The organism is Streptomyces sp. NPDC059850, assembly GCF_042731515.1.
Taxonomy (GTDB): Bacteria; Actinomycetota; Actinomycetes; order Streptomycetales; family Streptomycetaceae; genus Streptomyces.
The window spans coordinates 35,271-58,335 of the sequence record NZ_JBHWJI010000014.1 but is presented as its reverse complement, the minus strand read 5'-3'; the positions used below and the strand labels follow the sequence as shown (position 1 = coordinate 58,335).

At 70.5% G+C, this 23,065-nt stretch carries 23 protein-coding genes and 1 pseudogene; 10 read left to right on the top strand and 14 right to left on the bottom strand.

What is annotated here, in order from left to right; genetic code table 11:
- Window positions 1-81: 81 nt before the first annotated feature.
- Window positions 82-1,608, top strand: a complete 1,527-nt coding sequence (locus ACFV9T_RS13895) for an SDR family NAD(P)-dependent oxidoreductase (RefSeq protein ID WP_385439671.1) — start codon at window positions 82-84, stop codon at window positions 1,606-1,608.
- Window positions 1,609-1,613: 5 nt separating this feature from the next.
- On the opposite strand, the gene ACFV9T_RS13890 is transcribed toward ACFV9T_RS13895, so the two are convergent.
- Window positions 1,614-2,879 (bottom strand): glycosyltransferase family 4 protein, encoded by a 1,266-nt coding sequence (locus ACFV9T_RS13890; protein ID WP_385439668.1) that lies wholly within the window; start codon window positions 2,877-2,879, stop codon window positions 1,614-1,616.
- Between the two features lie 169 nt (window positions 2,880-3,048).
- Between ACFV9T_RS13890 and ACFV9T_RS13885 the strand changes: the two genes are divergently transcribed.
- Entirely contained in the window at window positions 3,049-3,753 is a 705-nt protein-coding gene (locus tag ACFV9T_RS13885) for a response regulator transcription factor (protein ID WP_385439667.1), read from the top strand.
- 3 nt (window positions 3,754-3,756) lie between these two features.
- Complete coding sequence (locus ACFV9T_RS13880) at window positions 3,757-5,151, top strand: ATP-binding protein (protein WP_385439664.1); 1,395 nt, start codon at window positions 3,757-3,759, stop codon at window positions 5,149-5,151.
- Between the two features lie 24 nt (window positions 5,152-5,175).
- Here the strand turns inward: ACFV9T_RS13880 and ACFV9T_RS13875 are convergent, their stop codons facing one another.
- The 3 genes from ACFV9T_RS13875 to ACFV9T_RS13865 are packed head-to-tail and all read right to left on the bottom strand — an operon-like array spanning window position 5,176 to window position 7,153.
- On the bottom strand, window positions 5,176-5,997 hold the full coding sequence (locus tag ACFV9T_RS13875) for an SAM-dependent methyltransferase (RefSeq protein ID WP_385439662.1): 822 nt from the start codon (window positions 5,995-5,997) through the stop codon (window positions 5,176-5,178).
- Window positions 5,994-6,293 carry a DUF397 domain-containing protein gene (locus tag ACFV9T_RS13870; RefSeq protein WP_385439659.1) on the bottom strand — a complete coding sequence of 100 codons (300 nt, stop codon included), beginning with the start codon at window positions 6,291-6,293 and terminating at the stop codon, window positions 5,994-5,996. The genes ACFV9T_RS13875 and ACFV9T_RS13870 overlap by 4 nt, the downstream gene beginning before the upstream one ends.
- A 2-nt stretch (window positions 6,294-6,295) precedes the next feature.
- Window positions 6,296-7,153, bottom strand: a complete 858-nt coding sequence (locus ACFV9T_RS13865) for a helix-turn-helix domain-containing protein (protein ID WP_385439657.1) — start codon at window positions 7,151-7,153, stop codon at window positions 6,296-6,298.
- 266 nt (window positions 7,154-7,419) lie between these two features.
- Between ACFV9T_RS13865 and ACFV9T_RS13860 the strand changes: the two genes are divergently transcribed.
- Together ACFV9T_RS13860 and ACFV9T_RS13855 are read left to right on the top strand one after the other, a co-directional pair.
- The gene (locus ACFV9T_RS13860) at window positions 7,420-7,842 is read left to right on the top strand and encodes an ATP-binding protein (RefSeq protein ID WP_385439656.1); all 423 of its coding nucleotides are present in this window, start codon (window positions 7,420-7,422) and stop codon (window positions 7,840-7,842) included.
- A gap of 32 nt (window positions 7,843-7,874) precedes the next feature.
- Window positions 7,875-8,810 carry a TAXI family TRAP transporter solute-binding subunit gene (locus ACFV9T_RS13855; RefSeq protein ID WP_385439653.1) on the top strand — a complete coding sequence of 312 codons (936 nt, stop codon included), beginning with the start codon at window positions 7,875-7,877 and terminating at the stop codon, window positions 8,808-8,810.
- Here the strand turns inward: ACFV9T_RS13855 and ACFV9T_RS13850 are convergent.
- On the bottom strand, window positions 8,801-9,391 hold the full coding sequence (locus ACFV9T_RS13850; protein ID WP_385439651.1) for a TetR/AcrR family transcriptional regulator: 591 nt from the start codon (window positions 9,389-9,391) through the stop codon (window positions 8,801-8,803). The genes ACFV9T_RS13855 and ACFV9T_RS13850 overlap by 10 nt on opposite strands.
- Before the next feature lie 113 nt (window positions 9,392-9,504).
- Between ACFV9T_RS13850 and ACFV9T_RS13845 the strand changes: the two genes are divergently transcribed.
- Window positions 9,505-10,461: an alpha/beta fold hydrolase gene (locus ACFV9T_RS13845; RefSeq protein ID WP_385439650.1), complete on the top strand. Its 957-nt coding sequence runs from the start codon at window positions 9,505-9,507 to the stop codon at window positions 10,459-10,461.
- On the opposite strand, the gene ACFV9T_RS13840 is transcribed toward ACFV9T_RS13845, so the two are convergent.
- The 3 genes from ACFV9T_RS13840 to ACFV9T_RS13830 are packed head-to-tail and all read right to left on the bottom strand — an operon-like array spanning window position 10,458 to window position 13,835.
- Window positions 10,458-11,801, bottom strand: a complete 1,344-nt coding sequence (locus ACFV9T_RS13840; protein ID WP_385439649.1) for a sensor histidine kinase — start codon at window positions 11,799-11,801, stop codon at window positions 10,458-10,460. The genes ACFV9T_RS13845 and ACFV9T_RS13840 overlap by 4 nt on opposite strands.
- Entirely contained in the window at window positions 11,792-12,463 is a 672-nt protein-coding gene (locus ACFV9T_RS13835; RefSeq protein ID WP_385439647.1) for a response regulator transcription factor, read from the bottom strand. Before ACFV9T_RS13835 ends, ACFV9T_RS13840 begins: the two co-directional genes overlap by 10 nt.
- Window positions 12,464-12,491: 28 nt before the next feature.
- Window positions 12,492-13,835 (bottom strand): MFS transporter, encoded by a 1,344-nt coding sequence (locus ACFV9T_RS13830; RefSeq protein ID WP_385439645.1) that lies wholly within the window; start codon window positions 13,833-13,835, stop codon window positions 12,492-12,494.
- Window positions 13,836-14,316: 481 nt separating this feature from the next.
- Here ACFV9T_RS13830 and ACFV9T_RS13825 point away from each other — a divergent pair.
- The 3 genes and pseudogenes from ACFV9T_RS13825 to ACFV9T_RS13815 all read left to right on the top strand — a co-directional run bounded on the left by ACFV9T_RS13825 (window position 14,317) and on the right by ACFV9T_RS13815 (window position 17,151).
- Window positions 14,317-15,050: pseudogene (locus tag ACFV9T_RS13825) on the top strand (pyridoxal-phosphate dependent enzyme).
- On the top strand, window positions 15,020-15,289 hold the full coding sequence (locus ACFV9T_RS13820; RefSeq protein ID WP_385439643.1) for a hypothetical protein: 270 nt from the start codon (window positions 15,020-15,022) through the stop codon (window positions 15,287-15,289). Before ACFV9T_RS13825 ends, ACFV9T_RS13820 begins: the two are co-directional and overlap by 31 nt.
- Before the next feature lie 629 nt (window positions 15,290-15,918).
- Window positions 15,919-17,151: a hypothetical protein gene (locus ACFV9T_RS13815; protein WP_385439641.1), complete on the top strand. Its 1,233-nt coding sequence runs from the start codon at window positions 15,919-15,921 to the stop codon at window positions 17,149-17,151.
- 16 nt (window positions 17,152-17,167) lie between these two features.
- On the opposite strand, the gene ACFV9T_RS13810 is transcribed toward ACFV9T_RS13815, so the two are convergent.
- Window positions 17,168-17,368, bottom strand: coding sequence for a hypothetical protein (locus tag ACFV9T_RS13810; protein ID WP_385439639.1), 201 nt, complete (start codon window positions 17,366-17,368; stop codon window positions 17,168-17,170).
- Between ACFV9T_RS13810 and ACFV9T_RS13805 the strand changes: the two genes are divergently transcribed.
- Entirely contained in the window at window positions 17,367-18,056 is a 690-nt protein-coding gene (locus ACFV9T_RS13805) for a hypothetical protein (protein WP_385439637.1), read from the top strand. The two genes, ACFV9T_RS13810 and ACFV9T_RS13805, sit on opposite strands and share 2 nt — an antisense overlap.
- A 20-nt stretch (window positions 18,057-18,076) precedes the next feature.
- Here the strand turns inward: ACFV9T_RS13805 and ACFV9T_RS13800 are convergent, their stop codons facing one another.
- The 5 genes from ACFV9T_RS13800 to ACFV9T_RS13780 form a co-directional block, all read right to left on the bottom strand.
- Window positions 18,077-19,285 carry a cytochrome P450 gene (locus tag ACFV9T_RS13800; RefSeq protein ID WP_385439635.1) on the bottom strand — a complete coding sequence of 403 codons (1,209 nt, stop codon included), beginning with the start codon at window positions 19,283-19,285 and terminating at the stop codon, window positions 18,077-18,079.
- Window positions 19,286-19,399: 114 nt separating this feature from the next.
- A complete protein-coding gene (locus ACFV9T_RS13795; protein WP_385439633.1) occupies window positions 19,400-20,098 on the bottom strand; it encodes a class I SAM-dependent methyltransferase in 699 nt (232 codons plus the stop codon).
- Window positions 20,099-20,360: 262 nt separating this feature from the next.
- On the bottom strand, window positions 20,361-20,930 hold the full coding sequence (locus ACFV9T_RS13790) for an NADPH-dependent FMN reductase (RefSeq protein ID WP_385439630.1): 570 nt from the start codon (window positions 20,928-20,930) through the stop codon (window positions 20,361-20,363).
- A gap of 79 nt (window positions 20,931-21,009) precedes the next feature.
- Window positions 21,010-22,038 carry a Gfo/Idh/MocA family protein gene (locus tag ACFV9T_RS13785; protein WP_385439628.1) on the bottom strand — a complete coding sequence of 343 codons (1,029 nt, stop codon included), beginning with the start codon at window positions 22,036-22,038 and terminating at the stop codon, window positions 21,010-21,012.
- Window positions 22,035-23,018: a Gfo/Idh/MocA family protein gene (locus ACFV9T_RS13780; protein ID WP_385439625.1), complete on the bottom strand. Its 984-nt coding sequence runs from the start codon at window positions 23,016-23,018 to the stop codon at window positions 22,035-22,037. Before ACFV9T_RS13780 ends, ACFV9T_RS13785 begins: the two co-directional genes overlap by 4 nt.
- Between the last annotated feature and the right edge of the window lie 47 nt (window positions 23,019-23,065).

Below are 23,065 nucleotides of genomic sequence, written 5' to 3'. Positions count from 1 at the left end.
CTGGGTTTGGCGCAACCGTCCCCGCTTCCGTAAAGTTCGGCCGTTAACCAGGGAGAACAGAACCAGAAAGCGGCAGCGGCGATGACGGTGACTGACGACGGCCGGGCCCAGCGGACGGAGGCCGGGCAGCCGGGGTCCGAGGAGCACCCCGGGGCCCAGGCGCCCCCTACCGACGAGCCCGGTATCGACCCCGAGCGCCTGGCGACCTGCCTGAGCGTCCTGGCGGAGCTGGACCGGCTGCCGGTCGACCACCCCGACGCCATCACGGTGCGCCGGGCCACCGCCGGTATCTACCGCACCGTGAAGCAGCGCAGGCGCTCGGAGCGGCGGGCCGCCAAGACCGCCAACGACAAGGCGGTGACCGAGGCCACCGCCACCGGCGCCGCCGACCGCATCGACGACGAGACGCTGGGCCGCGCCCTCGCCAGCTCGGTCACCACCGAGATCGCGGGCATCCTGGACCGCCCCCGCTCCTGCTACGTGTGCAAGACCCGGTACGTCGAGGTCGACGCGTTCTACCACCAGCTCTGCCGTGGCTGCGCCGCCGACAACCGGGCCCGCCGCGACGCCCGCGCCGACCTCACCGGCCGCCGGGCGCTGCTCACCGGCGGCCGCGCCAAGATCGGCATGTACATCGCGCTGCGGCTGCTGCGCGACGGCGCCCACACCACCGTCACCACCCGCTTTCCGAACGACGCCATCCGCCGCTTCACGGCGATGCCGGACAGCGCCGAGTGGCTGCACCGGCTGAAGATCGTCGGCATCGATCTGCGCGACCCCGCCCAGGTCATCGCGCTGACCGACGAGGTGAGCGCCGCCGGGCCGCTGGACATCCTGATCAACAACGCCGCGCAGACCGTGCGCCGCACCCCGCAGGCCTACGCCGAGCTGATAGCGGGCGAGTCGGCGCCGCTGCCCGCCGGGGAGCTGCCCGAGGCCGTCGTCCTCGGCGCCTTCGGCAGCGGCTCCCAGACCGCGCTGCCCGGCCCGCGCGCGGAGCGGGACGGCGCGCTGACCCCCCAGGACCTCACCGCCCTCGCCCTCACCAGCGGCTCCGCCTCGCCCGCCCGGATCGAGGCGGGCACCGCGATCGACGCGGGCGGGCTCGTCCCGGACCTCGACCCCACCAACACCTGGATCCAGCGGGTCCACGAGGTGGACCCGGTCGAGATGCTGGAGGTGCAGCTGTGCAACGAGACGGCGCCCTTCATCCTGGTCAGCCGACTGCGCCCGGCGATGGCCGCCGCGCCCGCCCGGCGGAAGTACGTGGTCAACGTGTCCGCGATGGAGGGCAAGTTCGGCCGCGGCTACAAGGGCGCGGGCCATCCGCACACCAACATGGCCAAGGCCGCGCTCAACATGCTCACCCGCACCAGCGCCCGTGAGATGTTCGAGTCCGACGCCATCCTCATGACGGCCGTCGACACCGGCTGGATCACCGACGAGCGCCCGCACCCGGACAAGATGCGGCTCGCGGCCGACGGTTTCCACGCCCCGCTCGACCTGGTGGACGGCGCGGCCCGGGTCTACGACCCGATCGTCCGGGGTGAGCAGGGCGAGGACCTGTTCGGCTGCTTCCTCAAGGACTACGCGCCGACCACCTGGTAGATGGCTCAGGCCTTCGCGCTCGTCCCGCCCGCCGCCGGGAGGCGGCGGCGGACGGCGCGCTTCCAGCGGCGGACCGTACGGCGGTAGCGGGCCCGCAGCCGGATCCGGGTGCGGGCCCAGGAGCGCGCGAACCGGCTCGACGCCAGCTCCTCGAAGAGCCGCTCGTAGCGCTCGGCGATCGGCTCCGGGTCGTACATCCGCGCGCTCTCCAGCGCCGCCGCGGCCATCGCGCGGCGGCCCGGCGCGTCGTCGATCAGGTCCAGCAGCGCCTGCGCCATCGCCTGCCTGTCGCCCACCGGTACGAGGCGGCCGGTCACCCCGTCCTCGATGATCTCGGCGGGGCCGAGCGGGCAGTCCGTGCTCACCACCGGCACCCCGCAGCGCATGGCCTCCACGATCGTCATCCCGAACGACTCGGCGTCCGAGGCGACCGCGACGATCGACGCCTTCGCGAACTCCTCCTCGATCGGCGAGTACGGCCCCATCAGCTCGGCGCTCCCGGTCAGCCCCAGCTCCTCGATGCGCTGCTGCAGCCGCTCCTTCCGGGCGCCGCCGCCGTAGATCCGCAGCCGCCACTCCGGATGCTTCGGCGCGACCTCCGCGAACGCGTCGATCAGCAGATCGAAGCGCTTGCCGCGGACCAGCCGCCCGGCCGCCGCGATCACCGGCGCGGTGCCCTGGGAGGGCTCGGCGGCCGGTTCGGGGACGCTGTTGGGTATCGCGAGCGTCCGCGCCCCCGGCAGCGGCATCTTCTTCCGGTACACCGCCGCGTCCGCCTCCGTCGTGGTGACCACGGCGTCCAGCGTGCGGTAGTACGGCGTCAGCTCGGCCCGCAGCTCCTTGCTGTGCGCCTCGAACCGCAGATGCTCCTGCGCGATGCGCAGCGCCTTCTTCGGGCCGAAGCGGGCGAGGTAGACATTGATGCCCGGCCGGGTGCCGACGATCACATCGGCGTCGCAGCCCTCCAGATACCGGGCGACCCGCACGTCCATCAGCCGGTTGTACTGGTGGTTCCGCTTCTCGTGGACGGGAAAGTCCTGGGTCGGCTCGGCGAACAGCGGATCCCGCGCGTCGTGGCCGCTCGGGCGGGTGTCGACCAGCGGCACCAGCTTCACCCGCGGGTCGAGAGTGAAGCGCGCCTTCCCGCGATGGCGCATCATCGACACGATCTCCACCTCGTGGCGCTCCGCGAGCGCCGCGGCGAGGTTCAGCGTGGTGCGTATCGTTCCGCCGATCCCATAGGCGTTGTGCAGCAGGAATACGATCTTCATGCGGTGTCTCTCCGGCCGGTGGCAACACCGGGGCGCGATCCCCCCGGAACGTACTGGGTACCCTGTCCCGGCTCGGTAAGCCCGTCGCGTGGATAAGGTGAGAGCCGGGTAAGAACCGCAGCTCCGGGGGGCGCGGGTGATCGTTCCCGGGTCTTGGCAGACTCGTCCTGTGACGAACACCGTGCTGCTCGCCGAGGACGACCGTGCCATCCGCCATGCGCTGGAGCGTGCCCTGACGCTGGAGGGATACCGGGTGACCGCGGTGCCGGACGGCGTCGAGGCCCTGGCGGCCATCCACCGTGAGCATCCGGACGTGATCGTGCTGGACGTGATGATGCCGGGGGTGGACGGCATCCAGGTGTGCCGGGTGCTGCGCGCCGAGGGCGACCGTACCCCGATCCTCATGCTCACCGCGCGGGTCGAGACCGCCGACCGGATCGAGGGGCTGGACGCGGGCGCCGACGACTACGTGGCCAAGCCGTTCGAGGTCGAGGAGGTGTTCGCCCGGCTGCGCGCCCTGCTGCGCCGCGCCGCGCCCATACCGGAGCCCGCGGCGGAGGGCGCCGCCTTCGACGCCACCCTGGCCGTCGCCGACCTGCGGCTCGACCCCTCGGCGCGCCGGGTGTGGCGGGGTACGGCGGAGCTGGAGCTGACCCGCACCGAATTCGACCTGCTGGAGCTGCTGGCCCGCAACGCGGGCATCGTCCTCGACCATGCCACGATCTACTCTCGCATCTGGGGCTATGACTTCGGCCCCGGATCGAAGAACCTGGCCGTCTACATCGGCTACCTGCGCCGCAAGGTCGACCAGGACGGGCGCACCCCGCTCATCCACACGGTGCGCGGCGTCGGCTACACCCTGCGGGAGGAGTGAACGGTGCGCCTCGGCCCCCGCCGTAACCCCAGCCTCCACACCACCTTCGCGCTCTCCTTCGCGGCGCTGGCGTCCGTGGTGACCCTCCTGGTGGGCTTCCTCAGCTACGACGCCGCGGCCGGGCTGGTGCGGGTCGACCAGAAGTCCGCGTTCAACGACGTCATCCGCGATCTGCGCACCCAGGTCCAGGGCCAGAAGGTGATCCTGCGGCAGTACCCCTCCGAGGTCCCGGTGCCCTACGGGCTCCGCGACGACCTGCGCCGGATCAGCCGCATGGACGTCCAGGTGCTGGGCGGCCGGGGCGCCGTGTACGACAAGGGCAAGCCCGCGCTGCCGGTCGGCGACGAGGACCAGGAGATGGCCGCGGCCACCACCGCGGGCATCCTGCGGCAGCGCAACATCGCCATCGGCGAGGACGAGTACCGCATGGCCACCGTCGCGCTCGGCGACCACCGGGGTGCCGTGCAAGTGGCCCAGCAGATCAGCGACACCGAGGATCTGCTGCGCGAACTCCAGAAGCGCACCGCGCTGTTCGTCGTCGCGATCATCGGGGCCGCCGGGGTGGCCGGGTGGTGGCTCGCCGGACGCATCACCCGGCGGCTGGTACGGCTCACCCGGGTCGCCGAAGGCGTGGCGGCCACCGGCCGGATGGAGGTGGCGGTCCCGGTCACCGGGGACGACGAAGTGGGGCGGCTGGGCCGGGCGTTCGACGGCATGCTCGGGCGGCTCGCCCGCTCCAAGGACGACCAGCGGCGGCTCGTCCAGGACGCCGGACACGAACTGCGCACCCCGCTCACCTCGCTGCGCACCAACATCTCGCTGCTGAGCCACTTCGAGAAGCTGCCGCCCGCCGCGCGCGACGAACTGCTCGCCGATCTGGTGGGGGAGACCCGGGAGCTGACCGACCTCGTGAACGAGCTGGTGGACCTGGCGGCCGGTCAGCGGGACGACGAACCGCGCACCGAGGTGTCGTTGGACGAGGTCGCCGCCAAGGCCGCCTCCCTCGCCCGCCGCCGCACCGGCCGGGAGATCACCGTACGGGTCAAGGGCGACACCCTCGTCGAGGGCCACCCGGCCGCCCTGCTGCGCGCGGTCTCCAACCTGGTGGAGAACGCGGCCAAGTTCGACCAGGACGGCACCGAGCCGGTCGAGGTCGTGGTGAGCGGGCACCGGGTCGAAGTACGCGACCGGGGGCCCGGCATCGCGGAGGAGGACCGGACGCGGCTCTTCGACCGCTTCTACCGCGCCCCGGACGCCCGCAGCCTGCCCGGCTCCGGGCTGGGCCTGGCCATCGTGCACGAGGTCGCCCTCGCGCACGGCGGCACGGTCTTCGCCCGCCCGCGCCCCGGCGGCGGCGCGGTGCTGGGCTTCACGGTGGACGGCCCCGAAGAGCCGTGAGCTGGGCTATCGGGGACGCGTGGATTACGGCTTGCGGGCGACTCCGGCCCACATGTTGATGTCCGCGCTGCGGATCTCGTCCGGGCGGTCGCCCGGGTCCGGCTTCCAGGCGTGCGGCTCCGAGACGCCCGGCTCGACCAGCTCCAGCCCGTCGAAGAACGCCGCGACCTCACTCTGACCGCGGGTCGTGAAGGATATGCCGCTCTCCTTGTACACGGCGATCACCTTCTGCCACGTCTCCGCGTGGAAGTCGGCCGTGGAGTGCGTCAGCATCAGATAGCTGCCCGGGGCGAGGGCGTCCATCAGCTCCTTGACGATCTCGTACGGCTTCTCCTCCTCCGGAATGAAGTGGAAGAGCGCGTTCACCGACAGCGCGACCGGCTTGCTCAGGTCGAGCGTCTCGTGCAGCTCGGTCGCCGTCATGATCCGCCGGGGCTCGCGCACATCGGCCTGCACGTACGCGGTGCGCCCCTCGGGGGTGCCGCGCAGCAGGGCCTGGGCGTAGGCGAGGACGATGGGGTCGTAGTCGGTGTAGACGACCCGGGCCTCCGGGGCGACGCTCTGGGCGACCTGGTGGAGGTTCGGTTCGGTGGGGATGCCGGTCCCGATGTCCAGGAACTGCCGGACGCCCGCCTCGGCGGCCAGCCAGCGCGTCGCCCGGTGGATGAAGCCGCGGTTGACGGTGGCGTTGAGCCGGACGGTCGGGTAGACCGACAGGACCTTTCCGGCGGCCTCCGCGTCGACCTCGTAGTGGTCCTTGCCGTTGAGATAGAAGTCGTACATCCGAGCCGGGTGCGGCTTGGTGGTGTCGATCTGCTGGTCCGGGGCGAGTCCGTAGTCGGTCACGCCGCCCTCCGTTCCGGTGCGGTACCCGCCGAGGTGGTCAGGTTGGGGTCGGGTCGGGTGAGAAGGAAGTCCGCGGCACCGGCCTTGGCGCCCTGGATGAACCTCTCCATTTCGTGGTGCGTGTAGATCAGGGCGGGGCCGTCGGGGTCCGTCGACTGACGCAGGGCGATCCGCCCGTCGTGCAGCCGCAGGGCCTCCACGCACGCACCGCCGTTGGGTCCGCTCCAGGGCTTGCGCCAGCCTTCCGTCGCCAGACGGGTGGCGGGCATGCCGTTGTAAACGTGTTCCTGATCCACAGTCACAGCTCCTTGCGAATCTCACGGAGAAAGTTCTCCGTGCGCCGCGCCGGTGTGGCCTGGGTACCCATCCGGTCCAGTGCCTCCAGATAGGCGGCCACATCGGTGCGCTGGTCGAGATAGCCGGCGCCGGTCAGGCCCTCGGCGTAGACGATGTCCGGCAGTTCCGGGATCTGGAACCGGAACAGCTGGAAGGGACCGCCCATGCCCGGATGCGGCCCGGAGGCGAACGGCACCACCTGCAGGGTCACGTTGGGCATCTGGGTGGCCTCGATGAGGCGGTCGATCTGGGCGCGCATGGTCTGCGGTCCGCCGATGTGCAGACGGAGCACCGTCTCGTCCATGACGGCCCACAGATGCGGCCCGCCGGGTCTGGAGAGCAGATCCTGACGCTCCATCCGCAGGGCGACCCGGCGGTCGATCTCCTGCTCGGTGCCCTGCGGGAAGCCGATGCGCAGCAGGGCCCGGGCGTAGTCCTCGGTCTGCAGCAGGCCGGGGATGAAGTGCGGTTCGTACGCGCGGATCCGGCTGGCGGCGCCCTCCAGGCTCACGTACAGGCTGAACCAGTCCGGCAGCACATCGCGGAACCGGTGCCACCAGCCGGGCCGGTTGGCCTCCTCGACGAGCCCGAGGAAGGACTCCACCTCGTCCTGGCCGACGCCGTAGGTCCGCAGGAGCTTCTCCACATAGGGAAGCTTCAGGCCGACCTCGGCCTTCTCCATCCGGCGCACCGTGGTCTGGTTGACGTGCAGCGCCTTGGCGGCCGCGTCATAGCCGACCCCGGCCTGCTCACGGAGGTGCCGCAGCCGCATGCCGAGGACCATCTGCCCGACGGTCGGGGCAGCCCGCGCTTCACCCACGTCGTAACCTCCTCCGACGGTGTTGTGCGTCTCAGTGTGCCATGCTCGATATGGGGGAGACAGACTGCGTTGGCCATTCTGCATTTTGCAGAACGCGTCTTGCCAACTGATGCTCGCAGGAACGATAGTGGCGTGGTGACCGGTCCCAACGTGGCTGCCCTGTCGCGCACTTGCGGCATTCACGTACGGCATTCACGCCCCACAGGTAGACGGACGGAAGGCACATGGCCGTGGCATTGCGTCAGCGCTCGACGATGGTTCCTCACATGACCTCCGCTGGCGTTGACACGGCCCTGCGCCAGGAGAGTCTGCAGCTGCCCGCCCGGGGTGCCTCGGTCGCCGCCGCGCGACGGCTCGTCCGGAGCCTGGTGCCCTGCTGGGGCTTCGACGAGGACGTGTGCGGCGCGGCCGAGCTGGTGATGTCCGAGCTGTTCACCAACGCCCTCGTACACACCGCGAGCGAGCAGATCCTCTGCGTGCTGCGCGCCCAGGAGCGGCGCTCGCTCTACGTCGAGGTCGCCGACCAGGGCGGCGGTCCGCTCGGGCCCATGCCCCGGGAGGCGGGCGTGGAGGACGAGAGCGGCCGGGGCCTGGCCCTCGTCCGCGCCCTGACCGAGGCCTGGGGCGACCGCCCGGGCGCGGCGGGCGGCCGCGTGGTCTGGGCCCAGCTCAGCGCGACGGCCCGCTGACCGGTCCGTACGACGGCGGTTAGCATCGCCGGGTGCACACCGTCCCACGCCGCCTGCTGCTGGCGTTCGCCGCGGGCGGGCTCGCCGGGTGTTCGGACCCCGGGCCCACCGCCCGGGTGCGGCTGGCCACCGGGCCGCGCGGCGGTCCGTACGCCACCTTCGGCAGCAGGCTGGCCACCGAGGCGCACCGGGCCCACCACGGGCTCACCGTGCGCGTCCTCACCACCGCCGCGAGCGTGGAGAACCTGCGCATGCTCGGCGACGGCCGGGCCGACACCGCCCTCACTCTCGCCGACAGCGCCGCGGACGCCGCCGCCGGGCGCGGCACCTTCCCCCGCCGCATCCCGGTCACCGCCCTGGCCCGGCTCTACCTCAACTACCTCCACCTGGTCGTCCCCGCCGACTCACCGATCGAGCACCCCGCCCAGCTCGCCGGGCGCACGGTCTCCCTCGGCGCCGCCGCCTCCGGCACCTCCACGACCGCCGGACGGGTGCTGGGCGCCGCCGGAGTGCGCGACGTCCGCGCCGTACGCCTCGGGCTCGGCGCCTCCGCCGACGCGCTCACCCGGGGCGACGTGGACGCCTTCTTCTGGTCCGGCGGCGCCCCCACCTGGGCCCTCACCCAGCTCGCCCGCCGCCGCCCGCTCCGCCTGATCCCCCTCGGCGGCCTCGCCCGCGCGCTGCGCCGGGCACACGGCCCGGTCTACGAGGAGGCCTCCATCCCGGCCGGGGTGTACGGCACGCGGGGGCCGACCCTCACCGTGGGCACGCCCAGCTACCTCGTCTGCCGCTCCGGACTCGCGGACGGCACGGCCCGCGCGCTCACCGCCGTGCTCTTCGAGCACCGCGACCGGCTGGCGGTGCCGGACGCGCCCGGCAGCCGCCTGGACGAGCGCTACGCCATCGGCACCGGCACGGTCCCCCTCCACCCAGGCGCCGCCGCCTACTACCGCGCCGCCTACGCCTGACCGCCACACGCCTGCGACAGCGCGTCCACGGTCACGCCCACGATGGCCAGGAGCTGTGCCGGGCTCGCCCCGGCCCTGCTCATGACGGCGAGCGACTGGTTCACGGCCGCCGCGTGGACAGCGAAGGTCTCGGCGTCCCGGTCGGTCAGCCGGCCGGCCTTCAGCGCGGCGCGCAGGCGCTGGAGCTGGAAGCCGAGCGCCTTCTCGGCGTGCGCTGCGACGCTCGGACTGAGCACCGGAACCGCCATGGCCGACTGGGCGATCAGGCATCCATCAGGCAGCTCGGGATCGGCGATGCGCTGGAGTGTGACGTCGAAGAACGCACGAAGAGCGGCGACGGGGTCCGAGGCCGCACCCGACAGGGCGGCGTCGTACATCTCGCCGTAGCGCGCGGCGTAGCGATCCAGGCAGCGCAGGAAGAGCCTGTCCTTGTCGCCGAGGGAGGAGTAGATGGAGCTGCGGTTCAGGCCGGTCGCCCGGGACAAGTCGTCCAATGAGGTGTCGGCGTAGCCGTCGCGCCAGAACTGGACCATCGCGGCGTCGAGCGCCGTGTCCATGTCGAACTGCTTCTTGCCTGCCACGCGGTACTTCCCTGCCTATCTTGAACTGATCAGTTCAAGACATGTTAGCGTTCAAGCGCGGTCATGGCCAGGCATACCGCGCACTTCACGACCGCCACCGATGGAGGATTCCCGTGACCGGCCCGGCAACCAGCGCTCCGCATAGCTCCGAGAACAGCCCCATCCGCGACCTGCCCCTGCGGCAGCTGGGCGGATTCACGCACCACTGGGTCGACGCGGACGGCGTCCGCCTCCACGCCGTCGAAGGCGGACGCCCCGGCGGCCCGGCCGTCGTCCTGCTCGCCGGATTCCCGCAAACCTGGTGGGCCTGGCGGAAGGTGATGCCCGGCCTCGCCCGCCGGTTCCGCGTCATCGCGATCGACCTGCCGGGGCAGGGTCACTCCGAGCGTCCGGAGCGCGGCTACGACACGCACGCGGTCGCCGCGCAGGTGCACGCCGCCGTGAAGGCTCTCGGAGTGTCGACGTACTCCCTGGTCGCCCACGACGTCGGCGCCTGGGTCGCTTTCTCCCTCGCCCTCGACTTCGAGAGCCACCTGCACGGGGTCGCTCTGCTCGACGCCGGAATTCCCGGTATCACTCTCCCGGAGACGATTCCCACCGACCCGGAGCGAGCGTGGAAAACCTGGCATTTCGCGTTCCACATCGTGCCCGACCTGCCCGAGACGCTGCTTACCGGCCGCGAACGCGAGTACGTCGGCTGGTTCCTGAAGGCGAAGGCCCTGTCTCCCGACACGTTCGACGACGCGGAGATCGACCACTACGCGGCGGCCGTCGCCGTCGACGGTGGCCTGCGCGCTTCCCTCGCGTACTACCGAGACGCCGCGGAGTCGGCGCGCAAGAACCGCGAGGCGCTCAAGCGGCGGCACCTGACCGTGCCCGTCCTCGGAATCTCCAGCAGCCACGGCTCCGTTCCGGACATGGCCGCCTCCATCAGTCCGTGGGCCGACAACACCACCGGAATCGTCGTGCCCGACGCTGGGCACTTCATCCCCGACGAGCAGCCCGAAGCTGTCGCCGCCGCGATAGCGGACTTCATCGCCGACGGCGGCCGACGCCCGTCGAACAGCTAGACCGCCGGTAGGCGCAGCTCCACCACCAGCCCCCGTGGCTCCCCGGCGCGGAGCGTCAGCTCGCCGCCGCACGAGCGCGCCAGCTCGGCCGCGATGGCGAGGCCCAGCCCGCTGCCGGGGACGTTCCCGTGGTCCGGGGCGCGCCAGAAGCGGCCGAGGGCGGCGGCCAGCTGCTCGGGGGTGAGCCCGGGCCCGTCGTCGGCGATCCGCAGCGCCCCGGCGGCGTCGAGCGAGACGGTGACCGTGCCACCGGACGGCACGAACTTGGCCGAGTTGTCCAGCGCGATGTCCGCGATCCGGGCGGCCGGGGCGGGCAGCGGCGGGGCGTCCGGGCCGCCCGCCCGGTCGACGTCCACCACCAGGGTCAGCCCCCGCGCCGCGTGCACCTCGCGCCAGGTGCCCAGCCGCGCGGCGAGCGCCGCGGGCGGGATCGGCTCGGGGTCCGCCGCCCCGGCCTCGACCCGGGCCAGCTCCAGCAGGTCTTCCAGCAGCCCGGCCAGCCGGTCGACTTCCGCGAGCGCCTCGGCGTAGTCCCCGCCGCCGCTCGCCCGCAGATGCGGCTCCAGGTTCTCCAGCCGCAGCGACAGCACGGTCAGCGGGGTGCGCAGCTCGTGCGAGGCGTCCGCGACGAAGGCGCGCTGCCGGTCCAGGGCGGTGGAGACCGCGTCGGCCATCGCGTTGAACCGCCGCTCCAGCAGCCGCAGCTCGGCGGGGCCGTGGCCGCCGTCGCGTACCCGGGCGTCCATCCGGCCCTCGGCGATCGCTCGGGTGGTGAGGTCCAGTTCGGTGACCGGCCGCAGGATCCACCGGGCGAGCCGTCGCGCGGCGATCAGGGCGCAGGCCACCGCGACCAGTGAACCGCCCGCGACGGCGGCCCAGACGAGGGCCACCTCGCGCCGGGCGGTGGCGGTGGCCACCCGCATGAGCACGACACCGGAGACCTGGGCGTCCCGGCCGACCGGCTCGGCGATCATCACCGACGCCGGGCCGAACGGGGTGACCAGCGGCAGGCTGCCGGTCGTACGGCCGGACAGCGCCCGCTCGGCGGGCTCGCGCTCCCAGGCGCCGCCGCCCGCGACCCGCTCGCCGTCCCGGCCGCGAATCTCCACCTCGGTGCCGTACAGCTGGTGGTAGCGGTACACCTCCTGGACGAGCCCGGCGGTGTACCCGTCGCGGATCGCCTGGTCGGCGAGTTCGGCGAGCCGGGTCGCGTCCGCGCGCCGCTCCAGCAGCAGCTGCCCGGTGCGGTGGGAGGAGTACGCGCGGGCGAAGGGCACCGCGAGCGCGGCCACCAGGCACGCGATGAGCACGGTGTAGACCGTCAGGATCCTCAGGTGCATCCGCCGGTTCCCAGCCGGTATCCGGTGCCGCGCAGCGTTTCCACCAGCTCCGGACGGCCGGTCTTGGAACGGATCCCGGCGATGTGGACGTCGAGGGAGCGGGACGCGGACAGCAGCAGGTCGCCCCAGACCGCGTCCAGGATCTCCTCACGGCTGCGGACGACACCGGGTTCGCGGGCGAGCAGCGCCAGCACGTCGAACTCCCGGCGGGTGAGGACGACGGGCCGCCCCTCCACCTCCAGCTGCCGGGTGGCCAGATCGATCCGTACGCCGCCGACCGCGATCACCGGGCCCGCCGCCGTGAGCGGCCGGGTACCGCGCCGGACGACGGCCTCCATCCGCGCGATCAGCTCGGCCGTGCGGAACGGCTTGACCAGGTAGTCGTCGGCGCCGCCGCGCAAGGACCGGAGCACGTCCCGCTCGGCGGTCCGGGCGGTGACCACGATGACCGGGACGGCGGAGGCACGGCGCAGCCTGCGCAGCGCCTCCAGCCCGTCCATGTCGGGCAGCCCCAGGTCGAGCAGGACGAAGTCGGCACCGTCCTTGAGCCGGAGCGCGTCGTCCGCGCGCCCGGCGCGGACGACCTGGTGCCCCAGCCGGTCGAGCGCGGAGGTCAGCGCGGCCGCCAGCCGGTCGTCGTCTTCGACCAGGAGAACGTGCATGCTTCAGGGTAAGGGGCCGCCGAAGGGGTCAGACAGTGGTCTTCCGCCGGCTCTCGGTGGCCTCCTTCTCGGCCGCTTCCCTGGTGAGGGCGGTGTCCCGGGTCTCACGCATCGTGAGGTAGACGATGAGCGAGACGGCGGCGCAGCCGGAGACGTACCAGTAGAAGCCGGACTCCACTCCGGCGTCCTTGAACCACAGCGCCACATACTCCGCCGTGCCCCCGAACAGCGCGTTGGCCAGCGCGTACGGCAGCGCCACCCCGAGCGCCCGGACGTGGGTGGGGAACAGCTCGGCCTTCACGACCGCGTTGATGGAGGTGTAGCCGGTGATGATGACCAGCGCCGCGAGCGAGAGCAGCAGCGCGCCGAGGAAGGTGCTGGTGTTCGAGAGCGCGGTCATGATGGGCACGGTGCCGAGCATCGAGCCGAAGCCGAAGGTGATCAGCAGCGGCCTGCGGCCGATCCGGTCCGACAGCGCACCGGCCGCGGGCTGGATCAGCATGAACAGGAACAGCGCGCAGAAGCTCACCAGCGAGGCGTCGGACTTGCTCAGCCCGGCGGTGTTCGACAGGTATTTGGTGAGATACGTGGTGTACGTGTAGTACGCGACCGTGCCGCCCATGGTCAGCGCGATGACCAGCGCCGCCTCCTTGCGGTGGCGCAGCAGCTGCCGGATGGTCCCGCGCTCGGCCGACCCCTGACCGGCGCCCTCCTCCTCGGTGTACGCCTCGGTCTCCAGCAGATTGCGCCGCAGCCAGAACACCACCGCGGCGGCCACGGCGCCCACGATGAACGGGATGCGCCAGCCGTACGAGTGCAGCGAGTCGTCGGACATGGTGCGCTGGAGCACGATCAGCAGGCCGAGGCCGATGAGCTGGCCCGCCGTCATGGAGACGTACTGGAAGCTGGAGACGAAGCCACGGCGGCCAGGCTGGGACGCCTCGGTGAGATAGGTGGCGCTGGCCGCGTACTCGCCGCCGACCGAAAGCCCCTGCAGCAGCCGGGCCACCAGCAGGATGAACGCGCCGAAGTAGCCCACCTGGTCGTAGGTCGGCGCGATGGCGATGAGCAGCGCGCTGGCCGACATCAGCGTCACCGTGAGGGTGAGCGCGGCCTTGCGTCCGCGCCGGTCGGCGTACCGGCCCAGCAGCCAGCCGCCGATCGGGCGCATGAAGAACCCCACGGCGAAGATGCCCGCCGTGTTGAGGAGTTGCGCGGTGTCATTGCCCTTGGGGAAGAAGGCACCGGCGAAATAGGTCGCGAAGCTGGCGTAGACGAACCAGTCGAACCATTCGACGAGATTGCCGATCGAGCCGCCGAGCACGGCTCGCCAGGGGGTACGGGGGTGCTGCGCTGAGCCGGTGTCGCTCACTGGGCCTCCTGATACGTGCGGTAGGCGGACGGCCGCCGAGCGGGGCGGTCGTCGCGCAACGCAGCGTCGGTGCGGACAGGGGGCGGCGTACAGCCTCCGGACCGAGAGCTAACGTCCGGTTAACACAGTCGGCGGTTTCTCTCTCCAGGAGACCGGCAGGGGCTCGACACTCTTGGGCGAGTCTCAGGAGGTGCGAACGCGCTCGTAGGGAGCGTTCGCTCACGTGACAGCGCTGCGCTGATGTGCCCCCGGTGGGAGGGCTCCCGGTCGGGCAAGCCCCTTTCGGCAAGATTGCGCACGCCGGAGGAGCCTCGCCGAGTCCCGTTCCGTCCCGGTTGGAACCGGACCGAGCCGGACCTTAGGGAGGGTTTGAGGAGGGGCCCGAGACAGCGCGGATGATCTTCCCTCACGCCGCGACTTGGGCTCGGACGGGCCATGCTGCGGGCGGCACGCCGTTTCGGAGCATCTTCGAGATGTATGTGTGCCTCGTGTCAGGGAACGTCGGCAGGGTTCCGTCCCCTGCGGCGCTCCACCAAAAACGCTTTCTCTCCACTGCGGGAACGCGCTGGTCGATGATCAACGCCGACTGGACGAACTCATCGGTGCCCGCGTCTGGGCCAAGGCGGAATGCCTGCAGTTGACGGGCTCGTTCAAGGTGCGGGGAGCCTCAACGTCGTCCTCTCCCCACTCGGCAGGCAACCACGGCCAGGGCATGGCCGCGGCGGCCAGGCTCGCGCATTGTCCGGTCTGCGTGGTCATGTCGCGAACGGCCCCGCGCGTCAAGGTAGACAACTGCCGCTGGTGGGGAGTCGAGACGGTCTTCTACGACCCGCAGACCGAGGACCGGGAAGAAGTCGCCGGGGCCATCGCGCGGGTACGAGGCATGACGCTGATCCCCCGTTCGACGACCCCCGGGTGTTGGCGGGACAGGGCACTGTCGGCCTGGAAATCGCCGAGCAACTGAGGGAGCAACAGATGACGCCCGACGCGGTCCTGGTGAACTGCAGCGGCGGCGGCCTGTCCTCCGGCGTCATCACCGCGCTGGGCCACGAGTTCCCGGGCCGACTGGCGAACCACATCGTCGAACCGGCCGGGTTCGACAAGATGGCCCGGTCTCTGTCGGCCGGCGAGGTCTGTGCAAACCCCCGTCCTCCGGGGGCGTCCTGGACGCGATCAGCGGTCCCGTGGTCGGCGCACGCCCGCTGGCCGTCCTGAGCAACCATGACGTGACCGGGCTGACCGTCACTGATGACGAGGCCCTTGCCGCCGTGGGCGTGGCCCACCAGCTCCTCAAGATCGTCGTCGAGCCGGGCGGCGCCGCGTCACTGGCGGCGCTGTTGATTCAGAAGACCGATCTGCTGGGCAAGACCGTGGTGATCGTGGCCTCGGGCGGCAATGTCGATGAGGAGGTGTACCGCCGGGCCCTGGCGGGCTTGGGCCGGGGAGCACACTGATGGCATTGCGGGGTGGCACAGCCGTGCGGCTGGCCGGCCGCCCAGCTCGACCGCGATCGCCCGCAGCCAGTCCGTCAGGCCGACGCTCGACCGGCGGACTGTGCACGCGTCGCGCCTGCTTCCGGCAGTCCGGGCAGCGGCCCGGGCGCGCGGTGGACACCGCCTCCACCACCAGGCCGCCGGAGGAGTCGCTGACACGCTCCACTCGCACATCGATCCCGGGAAACAGCACATGCTCAACCGTCTTGCTCGCCATGGCAGGAAACACCCTGCTGAAACGATCCCCCGTTCCCGTCCCTGACCTGGGGATCCACGGAACTGCGGACAGAGCCAGATTCAAATAGCCCCATCAGAACAGCAGGCAGGCGTCGGTTAACCGAAGGGTTACTGGTTCGAGTCCAGTCGGAGGAGCTTAAGCCCAGACAGTCCCATCAGACGGGGCGCCGCACTATCGAGTCGAGGGATGCCCGACCGGTCACGGCCGTCCTACCCTGGGCAGGACGATTCGCGTCGCGAGGTCGGCACGGATCCCACCATCGATCGTTGGTCAACCCGCGGGTGGGGCATCGGGCGTGCCGAGGATGAGTCCTGACCGGAATTCCTGGCCGCCACGACCAACGGAGCAATTCATGACAGCAGCTGGCATTCTGCGTGCGCTGACACCTACCGAAAAGATCTACGCGGACAAAGAGATTTACGTGGGGTACTCGGTGCGCGCCGTCGGCCAACTGGATCTGGATGCCCTGGCAACCGCATACGAAGCCGTGTGCCGGGCCTATCCTCAGCTCGCGGCCCGGCTGGAAACCGGCGACGACGGGCCCGTTCTCGTGGACTCCGGCGCTCCGCCCGAAGCCCGAATCTGCGATGGTGACCCCGAAGACCCGTTGACCGGCGTGGAACTGGATCAGCAGCGGGCGCTGAGCGCGCTCAGCGTCGTGCGCGATGGCGCCGACGCGAGCGTGGCGCTGATCACCCATCACAGCATCGCCGACGCCCGTCACTCCCTCGACGCGCTCGCAGCGCTGTGGTCTTGCTACACCGATGCGGTCCACGGCGTGCCCGTCGATCTGCCCAGCCATCCGTATCCCAGGCCGTTGGAGGACCTGCTGGCCGAGCGCGGTATCCAGCGGACCGCCCCCAGCGAAGCAGCTGCCGCCGAGCCGTTGGCCGCGCCGAATCGACCGGAGCCCGAACGGTTCCCGCTCATGCGCCACGTGACGCAACACCGCATGACCGCGGCTCAGAGCGCCGCGCTGGCCGAACTCGGCCACCGCGAGCAGGTGACGATCAACGGCTTGCTCTCCGGCGCCGTGCTTCTCGTCGAGGCCGAGATTCGCGATCTGCCGTTGACCGACCTGCTGTTAAGGTACACGGTGAACCTGCGCAACCGCGTCACTCCGCAAATCGGCCCGGCCGAGGGCACGAATGTGGTCGGCGGTGGGATCTTCAAGGTCGGCAACGGAATCGAACCCGATGCCGTTGCGATCGGTCGAGCCCTCGGTGCGCAGCTGCGGGCCGGACTGGCCGATGGATCCATTCAGCGCAGCCTCCTGGACATGGTCAGCCAGCCCGCGCCCGCCGCGGCAGCGTCCGGGCCGCTCCCTGCCGTGGTGAGCATGACGAACTGGGGGCTGGTGCCGCCGCTGCGAACACCGGATGAGCTGTTATTGACGAACTTCCGCTCCACTTCCCGCATCGTCAGGGCGTCGGTGGAAGACCTCGCGTCCAGCGGCGGCTATGTCGTGAACACCTTCGATGGGCGGGTGGGTATCGACCTGGCGTGGCCCGAAGGGGATCCGGAGGTGCCGAGGCGCCTTGACTGCCTGCGCAAACGGTTGAGTCGCATGGCGCGGCGATCGTGATGCCCGATGGTGTGGACTACGGGCTGGCGTCCCAGGCCACCGGCAGGCTTTGCACGCCGTAGACGGTCATCTCGTCGCGCAGTGGGACCTCGTCGGCCGGGATCGCGAGGCGCAGCCCGGGCAGCCGCCGCAGCAGTTCCTCGATCGCCCCGTCGAGCAGCTCGGGGTGCTCGCGCAGCGCCGCGGGGTGATCGGGGTGTTCCAAGAAGGCGAACATGCCCGGCGCCAGCATGGTCGCGGTCGTGTGCGCCGACGAGCAGCAGGTTCGCCATGCCGACGAGCTCGTCGTCGGTGAGCGGCGGCTCGGTGTCGGCGTGGATGAGCTTGGGCAGCAAGTCGTCGGTGGGGGTGCCGCGCTTCTGCCGCACCTGTCCGTGCAGGAACCGCCGCAGTTCGTCGAGTGCGGCCGGGCGGTCCTCGACCGAGACCTCCAGGTTGACCAACTGGTCGGCCCGCACGTGGAACTCTTCGCGATCGTCGTGGGCGACCCCGAGCAATTCGCAGATCGCCAGGGACGCCACCGGCACGGCGAAATCCCGCACGAGATCGGCGGTGGTGCCGCCCGCGAGCATCTCGTCGATCCGCGAGGTGACGATTTCGCGGATCCGCAGTTCCAGCCGCCGCATCCGCGGAAGGGCAAAGTGCCTGGTCAGCGGGTTGCGCATCCGGTCGGCGCTCAGTCGCGGGCCGCTGAGCAGCCTGCGGCTTTCGTCGTACCCGGTGACCAGCCAGCCGATGCCGCCGTCGGCCAGGTCGATCCGCTACACCTCGGCCTGCTCGCGGTACTCCTTGAGCATGGCGGGCGGATCGAACGGGCACGGTGGTCCTTCTCGGCGGGGCTCGCGCTCCGGCCGCCGTCGACCGGAGTTTCCTCTGCGGCCGGGCGGTGTCGTGATTCTCGTTGAGTTACATCGGGCTTGGCCCCTCACCAAGTGACCGGTAGCCGGTGCACACCGTAGGGGATCACCGACTCGTCTTGGGTCGGCACGTCCTCGGCGGGCACCGCGAGCCGCAGGGTCGGGAACCGAGTGAACAGGGCGGGGAAGGCGGCGCGCATTTCGAGGCGGGCGAGCTGCCGCCCCAGGCACGGATGTACGCCGATCCCGAACGACAAGTGCCCCATCGCGTTGCGCCGGATGTCGAGCGTGTCCGGGTCGTTGAACCGGGCGGGGTCGCGGTTGGCGGCCTGTGCCGAGATCGCCACCGTCTCACCGGCCTTGATCACCTGGCCGGCCAGTTCCACATCCTCAAGCGCCGCGCGGGAACCGGTGTGCACGACGCTCAGATAACGCATCAGTTCCTCGACGGCACGATCGGCGAGGGCTGGATCCGCACGCAGCGACGCCAGCTGTTCGGGACGGTTCAGCAGCGCGAAGGTTCCCAGGGCCAACATGTTCGTGGTCGAGTCGACACCCGCATGCATCATGATGGCGCCGAATCCCGCGAGTTCGTCGTCGGTCAGGTCGGACGTGGCTAGCTCGCTCAGCAGATCATCGGCCGGCGCGGCGCGCTTGGTCGCCAGCAGTCGCCGGAAGTAGTCCTGCATGTCGCCGTAGGTCATGTCGACGACGGCCGCGACGTCTTCCGCCGCACTGGCGGCCAAATCATCCGTCGCAAGCGAGCGCTGCTGGAACATTTCGCGGTCGCCGGGCGGCACACCGAGCAGTTCGCAGATCGTCAGCGTCGGGATCGGGCGGGCGAAGGCGGTCACCAGATCCACCGGACCGCCGTGCCGTTGCATGGCAGCCAGCCGGCCGGCGATGATCTCCTCGATGCGGTCGGTGAGCCGGCGCATCCGGCGCATGGTGAATTTGCCCGCCAACAGCCTTCGGTACCGCGTGTGCTCGGGCGGGTCGATGTGGAGCATGTCGCCGGGTATCGGCGGGAACCCCTGGCCGATGTCGGCCAGGGGCCAGTGCCTCAGGTCGTTGCGATGGGTGAAACGCCGGTCGGAGAGCACGGTGCGCACCACGGAGTGGCCGGTGGCCAACCAGCCGAGGTGACCATCCGGGAACTCCATGCGGGTCAGCGGAGCCCGGTCGCGCAGGTCGGCCAATTCGGGCGGCGGGTCGAACGGGCAACCGGCCGACCGGGCGGTGGGCAGGCGCGTTGGTGCGGTGGGCGTTTTCGCCATGTCGTTAACCTTGTGTGCGGTTTGTCCAATGTGATCGAACACATGTTGAAGGGCGCACTCCGACGAAGCTATCGGCTGCGTGCGCACGAGCACCGCGTGCCGAGCGCGCGGCGATCAGTTGCGCGTCGCGTCCAGCAGCCACTGCGGGATCTTCGTGGCGCCGGCGTCGTCGGTGTCGAACTTGCCGCCGCGGTAGTCCCGGCGCCGCGGCTCGGACAGGACGGTCGTCGTGATGTACACGGCCTTCAGTGAGTTGATCGTCCATTCCGGACCGCTGAAGGCAACGCGCAGGAGCTCCTCGGTGATCGGTTCCGGGCCGGCCGCGTCGCCACGGGAACACCACTGCAGCAGCCGCGCCCCCGGTCGCATCGCTCGCGCCAGCGCGTCCGCGTACGCACGGCGCTGCTGCGGGCCGAAGCAGTGGAACACCAGACTGCTGGTCACGGTGTCGAACTGGTTCTGGTAGCCGTCCAACTTGGTCGCGTCGCCTGCGGCGAAGGTGACCGCGACACCCTGTTCGGCTGCCCGGGCCTGCGCCTTCTCGACCGCGGTGGGCGCGATGTCCACACCGGTTACGCGGTAGCCGCACTTGGCCAGGTGGATCGCGTTGTCACCGACGCCGGAACCGATGTCGAGAACATCGCCGGAAACGCGGCCCTCCTTTTCCAGTTCCACCAGCACCGGCTGCGGTCCGCCGATGTCCCACGGCATCCGCTCCAGCGCCACCCCCTTGACCAGGGCGCATTCCCGATACGCTCGTTCGTAGTCCAAGGTCGTCGCGTCGAATTGCTGGTATGCGTCGGTTTCGGTCACCAAAGCCGTCCTTATTGTCGACGATTGACTGTTCGCATTATTCAGGATGCGGCAGAAATGGCCGATGAACATCCCTCAACCTGGTAACTTTTCGGCGTCGGACGCGCAGCCGGTGCGTCGGCCACCGGGTCAACGCGTGATCATCCCCGTCGGTGTGCATGGCGTCGAACGCCGACTCGTAGCGCAGCGGACGCGCCCTTCGACTCGACCAGATCGACAATGTCGCGGCTGGTCACGAAATCGACCTGGTGGCCTCGGCGGATCACCCCGTGCTTTGGCGAAGCGGTGCGAGCGCGTTGGTCAAGGCGACCACTTCGGTGAGCATCCGCTGGACAACGGCGTCGTGGCTTTCGGCAGGCGTGAAGTTATTGAACTCCTCGAAGTCGGTCAGCGTCGACAGGTTGACCTGGGTGTAAGCGGTTGCCAGTTGGACCGCTCCGGCGATTTGCCGCAGGTGTTCGACGGCGCGGGCGCCACTGACGTTACTGCCGTACCCGACGAAGCAGGCGGCCTTGTTGTTCCACTCGGCGTAGACGAAATCGATGGCGTTCTTGAGCGCGGCCGGGATCGACCAGTTGTATTCGGGGGTGACGAATACGAACCCGTCGAGCTCGGCGACCTTCGCGCTCCAGGCTCGGGTGTGGTCATGCTCGTAGTTGCCCAGTCGCGGAATTCCCGGCTCGTCGAACAGGGGCAGGTCGTAGTCGGCGAGGTCGACGAGTTCGAATTCGGCGTCGTTGCGCACTCTGGCCGCCTTCTCGATCCACTGCGCGATCTGCGTTCCCAGGCGGCCGGGCCGGGTGGTGCCGACGATGATCCCAATTCTGGTCAATGCGCGTCTCCAAATCAGGGTGGGGTGCCCGGGCACGCACAACCTACAGCAGGAATTGAATACGTCGGGTGGGAATCCGCTATGGTCGGTCGGTCGACGGCACGACCAAATCAACGGGCTGGCCGGTGTGTACCGATTCGTTGGCCGCCTGGATGATCCGCAGCGCGCGTATCCCGGCCGCACCATCCGGGCCGGTTCCGCGTTCATTGCCGACCGCGGCGATGAACTCGCCGAGCATGACCGAGCACAAGTCGGTTCCGCCCGCTTCCCACCGTTCGCCGGCCGTGGCCGCGTCGAATCCGCCGAGCAGTCGCGGGCGGGCGTTGAACTCCACACTCGCCCGGTCACCGATGAAGGTCATGGTCGGTCCGGCCGCCGCCGGCTGGTTCGCCGACGGGCTCCAACTGCAGTCGATGGCCGCGATTGTCCCGTTCGAATAGCGAACGGTGACGAGTGCCGCGCTCTCGACGCCTGGCTGTCCGCTGAGGACGCTGTTCGCCTGTGCGTACACCTGCTCGGCCGGCTCCCCGCCGAGCACCGCGTCCACCATGTCCAGCAGGAACGGAGCATTGGCGTCGAGCGCTGCGCAAGCTGCCGGTTCCCGCGCCGCCGACCGGGAATCCAACGGGAATCGCGGAGGGCTGTTGTACGCGCCGTGGATGGTCGTCAACGTGCCGACGACATCACCGTCGGCGAGCGTTCGGCGCACGGCGGCGAACGCCGGGCTGAAGCAGGCCGGGGACGCGAGAGTCAGCCGTACCCCCGCGTCCGCGCAGGCGTTCACCATGGCCTGAGCGTCTGCCTCCTTGGTCGCCAGCGGAGGCTCGCACAGCACCTGCGCCCCGACATCGGCCGCCCGCTCGACCAGTTCTCGCCGGTCGGCGATCTCGCTCGTGACCACCACGGCCTCGGGACACAGCGCGAACACCTCGTCCCAGCCGTCCACATGCGACACACCAAGTCGCTGGGCCACGGCTCGACCCCGAGCCGGATCATCCGGCGAACCGCCGGGGTCCGCGATGACCAGGTCAACGCCGGGCATGTCGCGCAGCAGCCGAGCGTAAGTCGCGGCCCGCTCGTGGGCGAAGGACAACACGGCGACCTTCATGCGGCCTCCTTGACGGGCAGTTCAACGGCACGACCCGTCCACGCGGACTCCGCTGCGGCCTGGGTGATGCGGACGGCAGCCAGCGCATCCCGGGGCCCCAGACGAGGCTCGGGACCGCCCATGAACGCCTGGGCGAACTCGCGAATCTCGGAGGCGAACGGCGTTTCCCCAACGAATCCGAAGGCACCGGCCGAACCACCGATCACCCGGATCTCCTGGGGCTGCTCGGAGTCGTAGACCACCGTGCCGCCCGTACCCGAGACGTGGTAGGCAACGCGAATAGGTGGTTCGGGCGTTGCTGTCCAACGGCTCACGATCTGGCTGAGAGCGCCACTGGCGTGGGTGAGAACGGCGGTTCCGACCGCGACGGCCCCCTCTGGAGCGGGTGCGGCGATCTCGCCCTGGTAATGGGCAAACACTCGCACGACTTCCCCGAAGATCCAATACGCGATGTCGACGCCGTGCAGCATCTGATCCGTCAGGATCCCGCCCGACCGCGCGGACGCGTGGCCGGCCCAGGGCCGAGGGTGGTAAGCGGCGACGTCGAACCGGGCGACCGCGCCCGCGCCCAAGCGGCCCGCTGCCACCAGCTCGTGCAGCCGGGCGAACGCCGGGGCGAAGCGGATGTCGTGCGCCGGGTAGAGGCGCACGCTGGCCCGCTCCGCCGCGGTGACGATTTCCTCGGCCTCCGCGGTGTCGGCCGACAACGGCTTCTCGCACACCACTCCCACGCCCGCGGCAATGGCGGTCATGGCTATTTCGTGGTGACTGCCGGTAGGGGTGCAGATGTCCACGGCATCCGCGCCATCCAACGCTTCGCCGAGGGAGTCCACGGCCTTGGCACCGAACTCGCGAGCCAGCTCTGCCGCGCGGCCATCCTTGGAGTAGACGCGAACGGACGCCCCGACACTGATCCACGCGGCCAGGTGCAGCCGCGCTATCAGCCCCGCGCCGATCAGTCCTATCTCAAGCTGTCGCATGGCATCCCCAGCCCTTCATTCATGGTGCCTGCGCCGGGCCCGGCTCG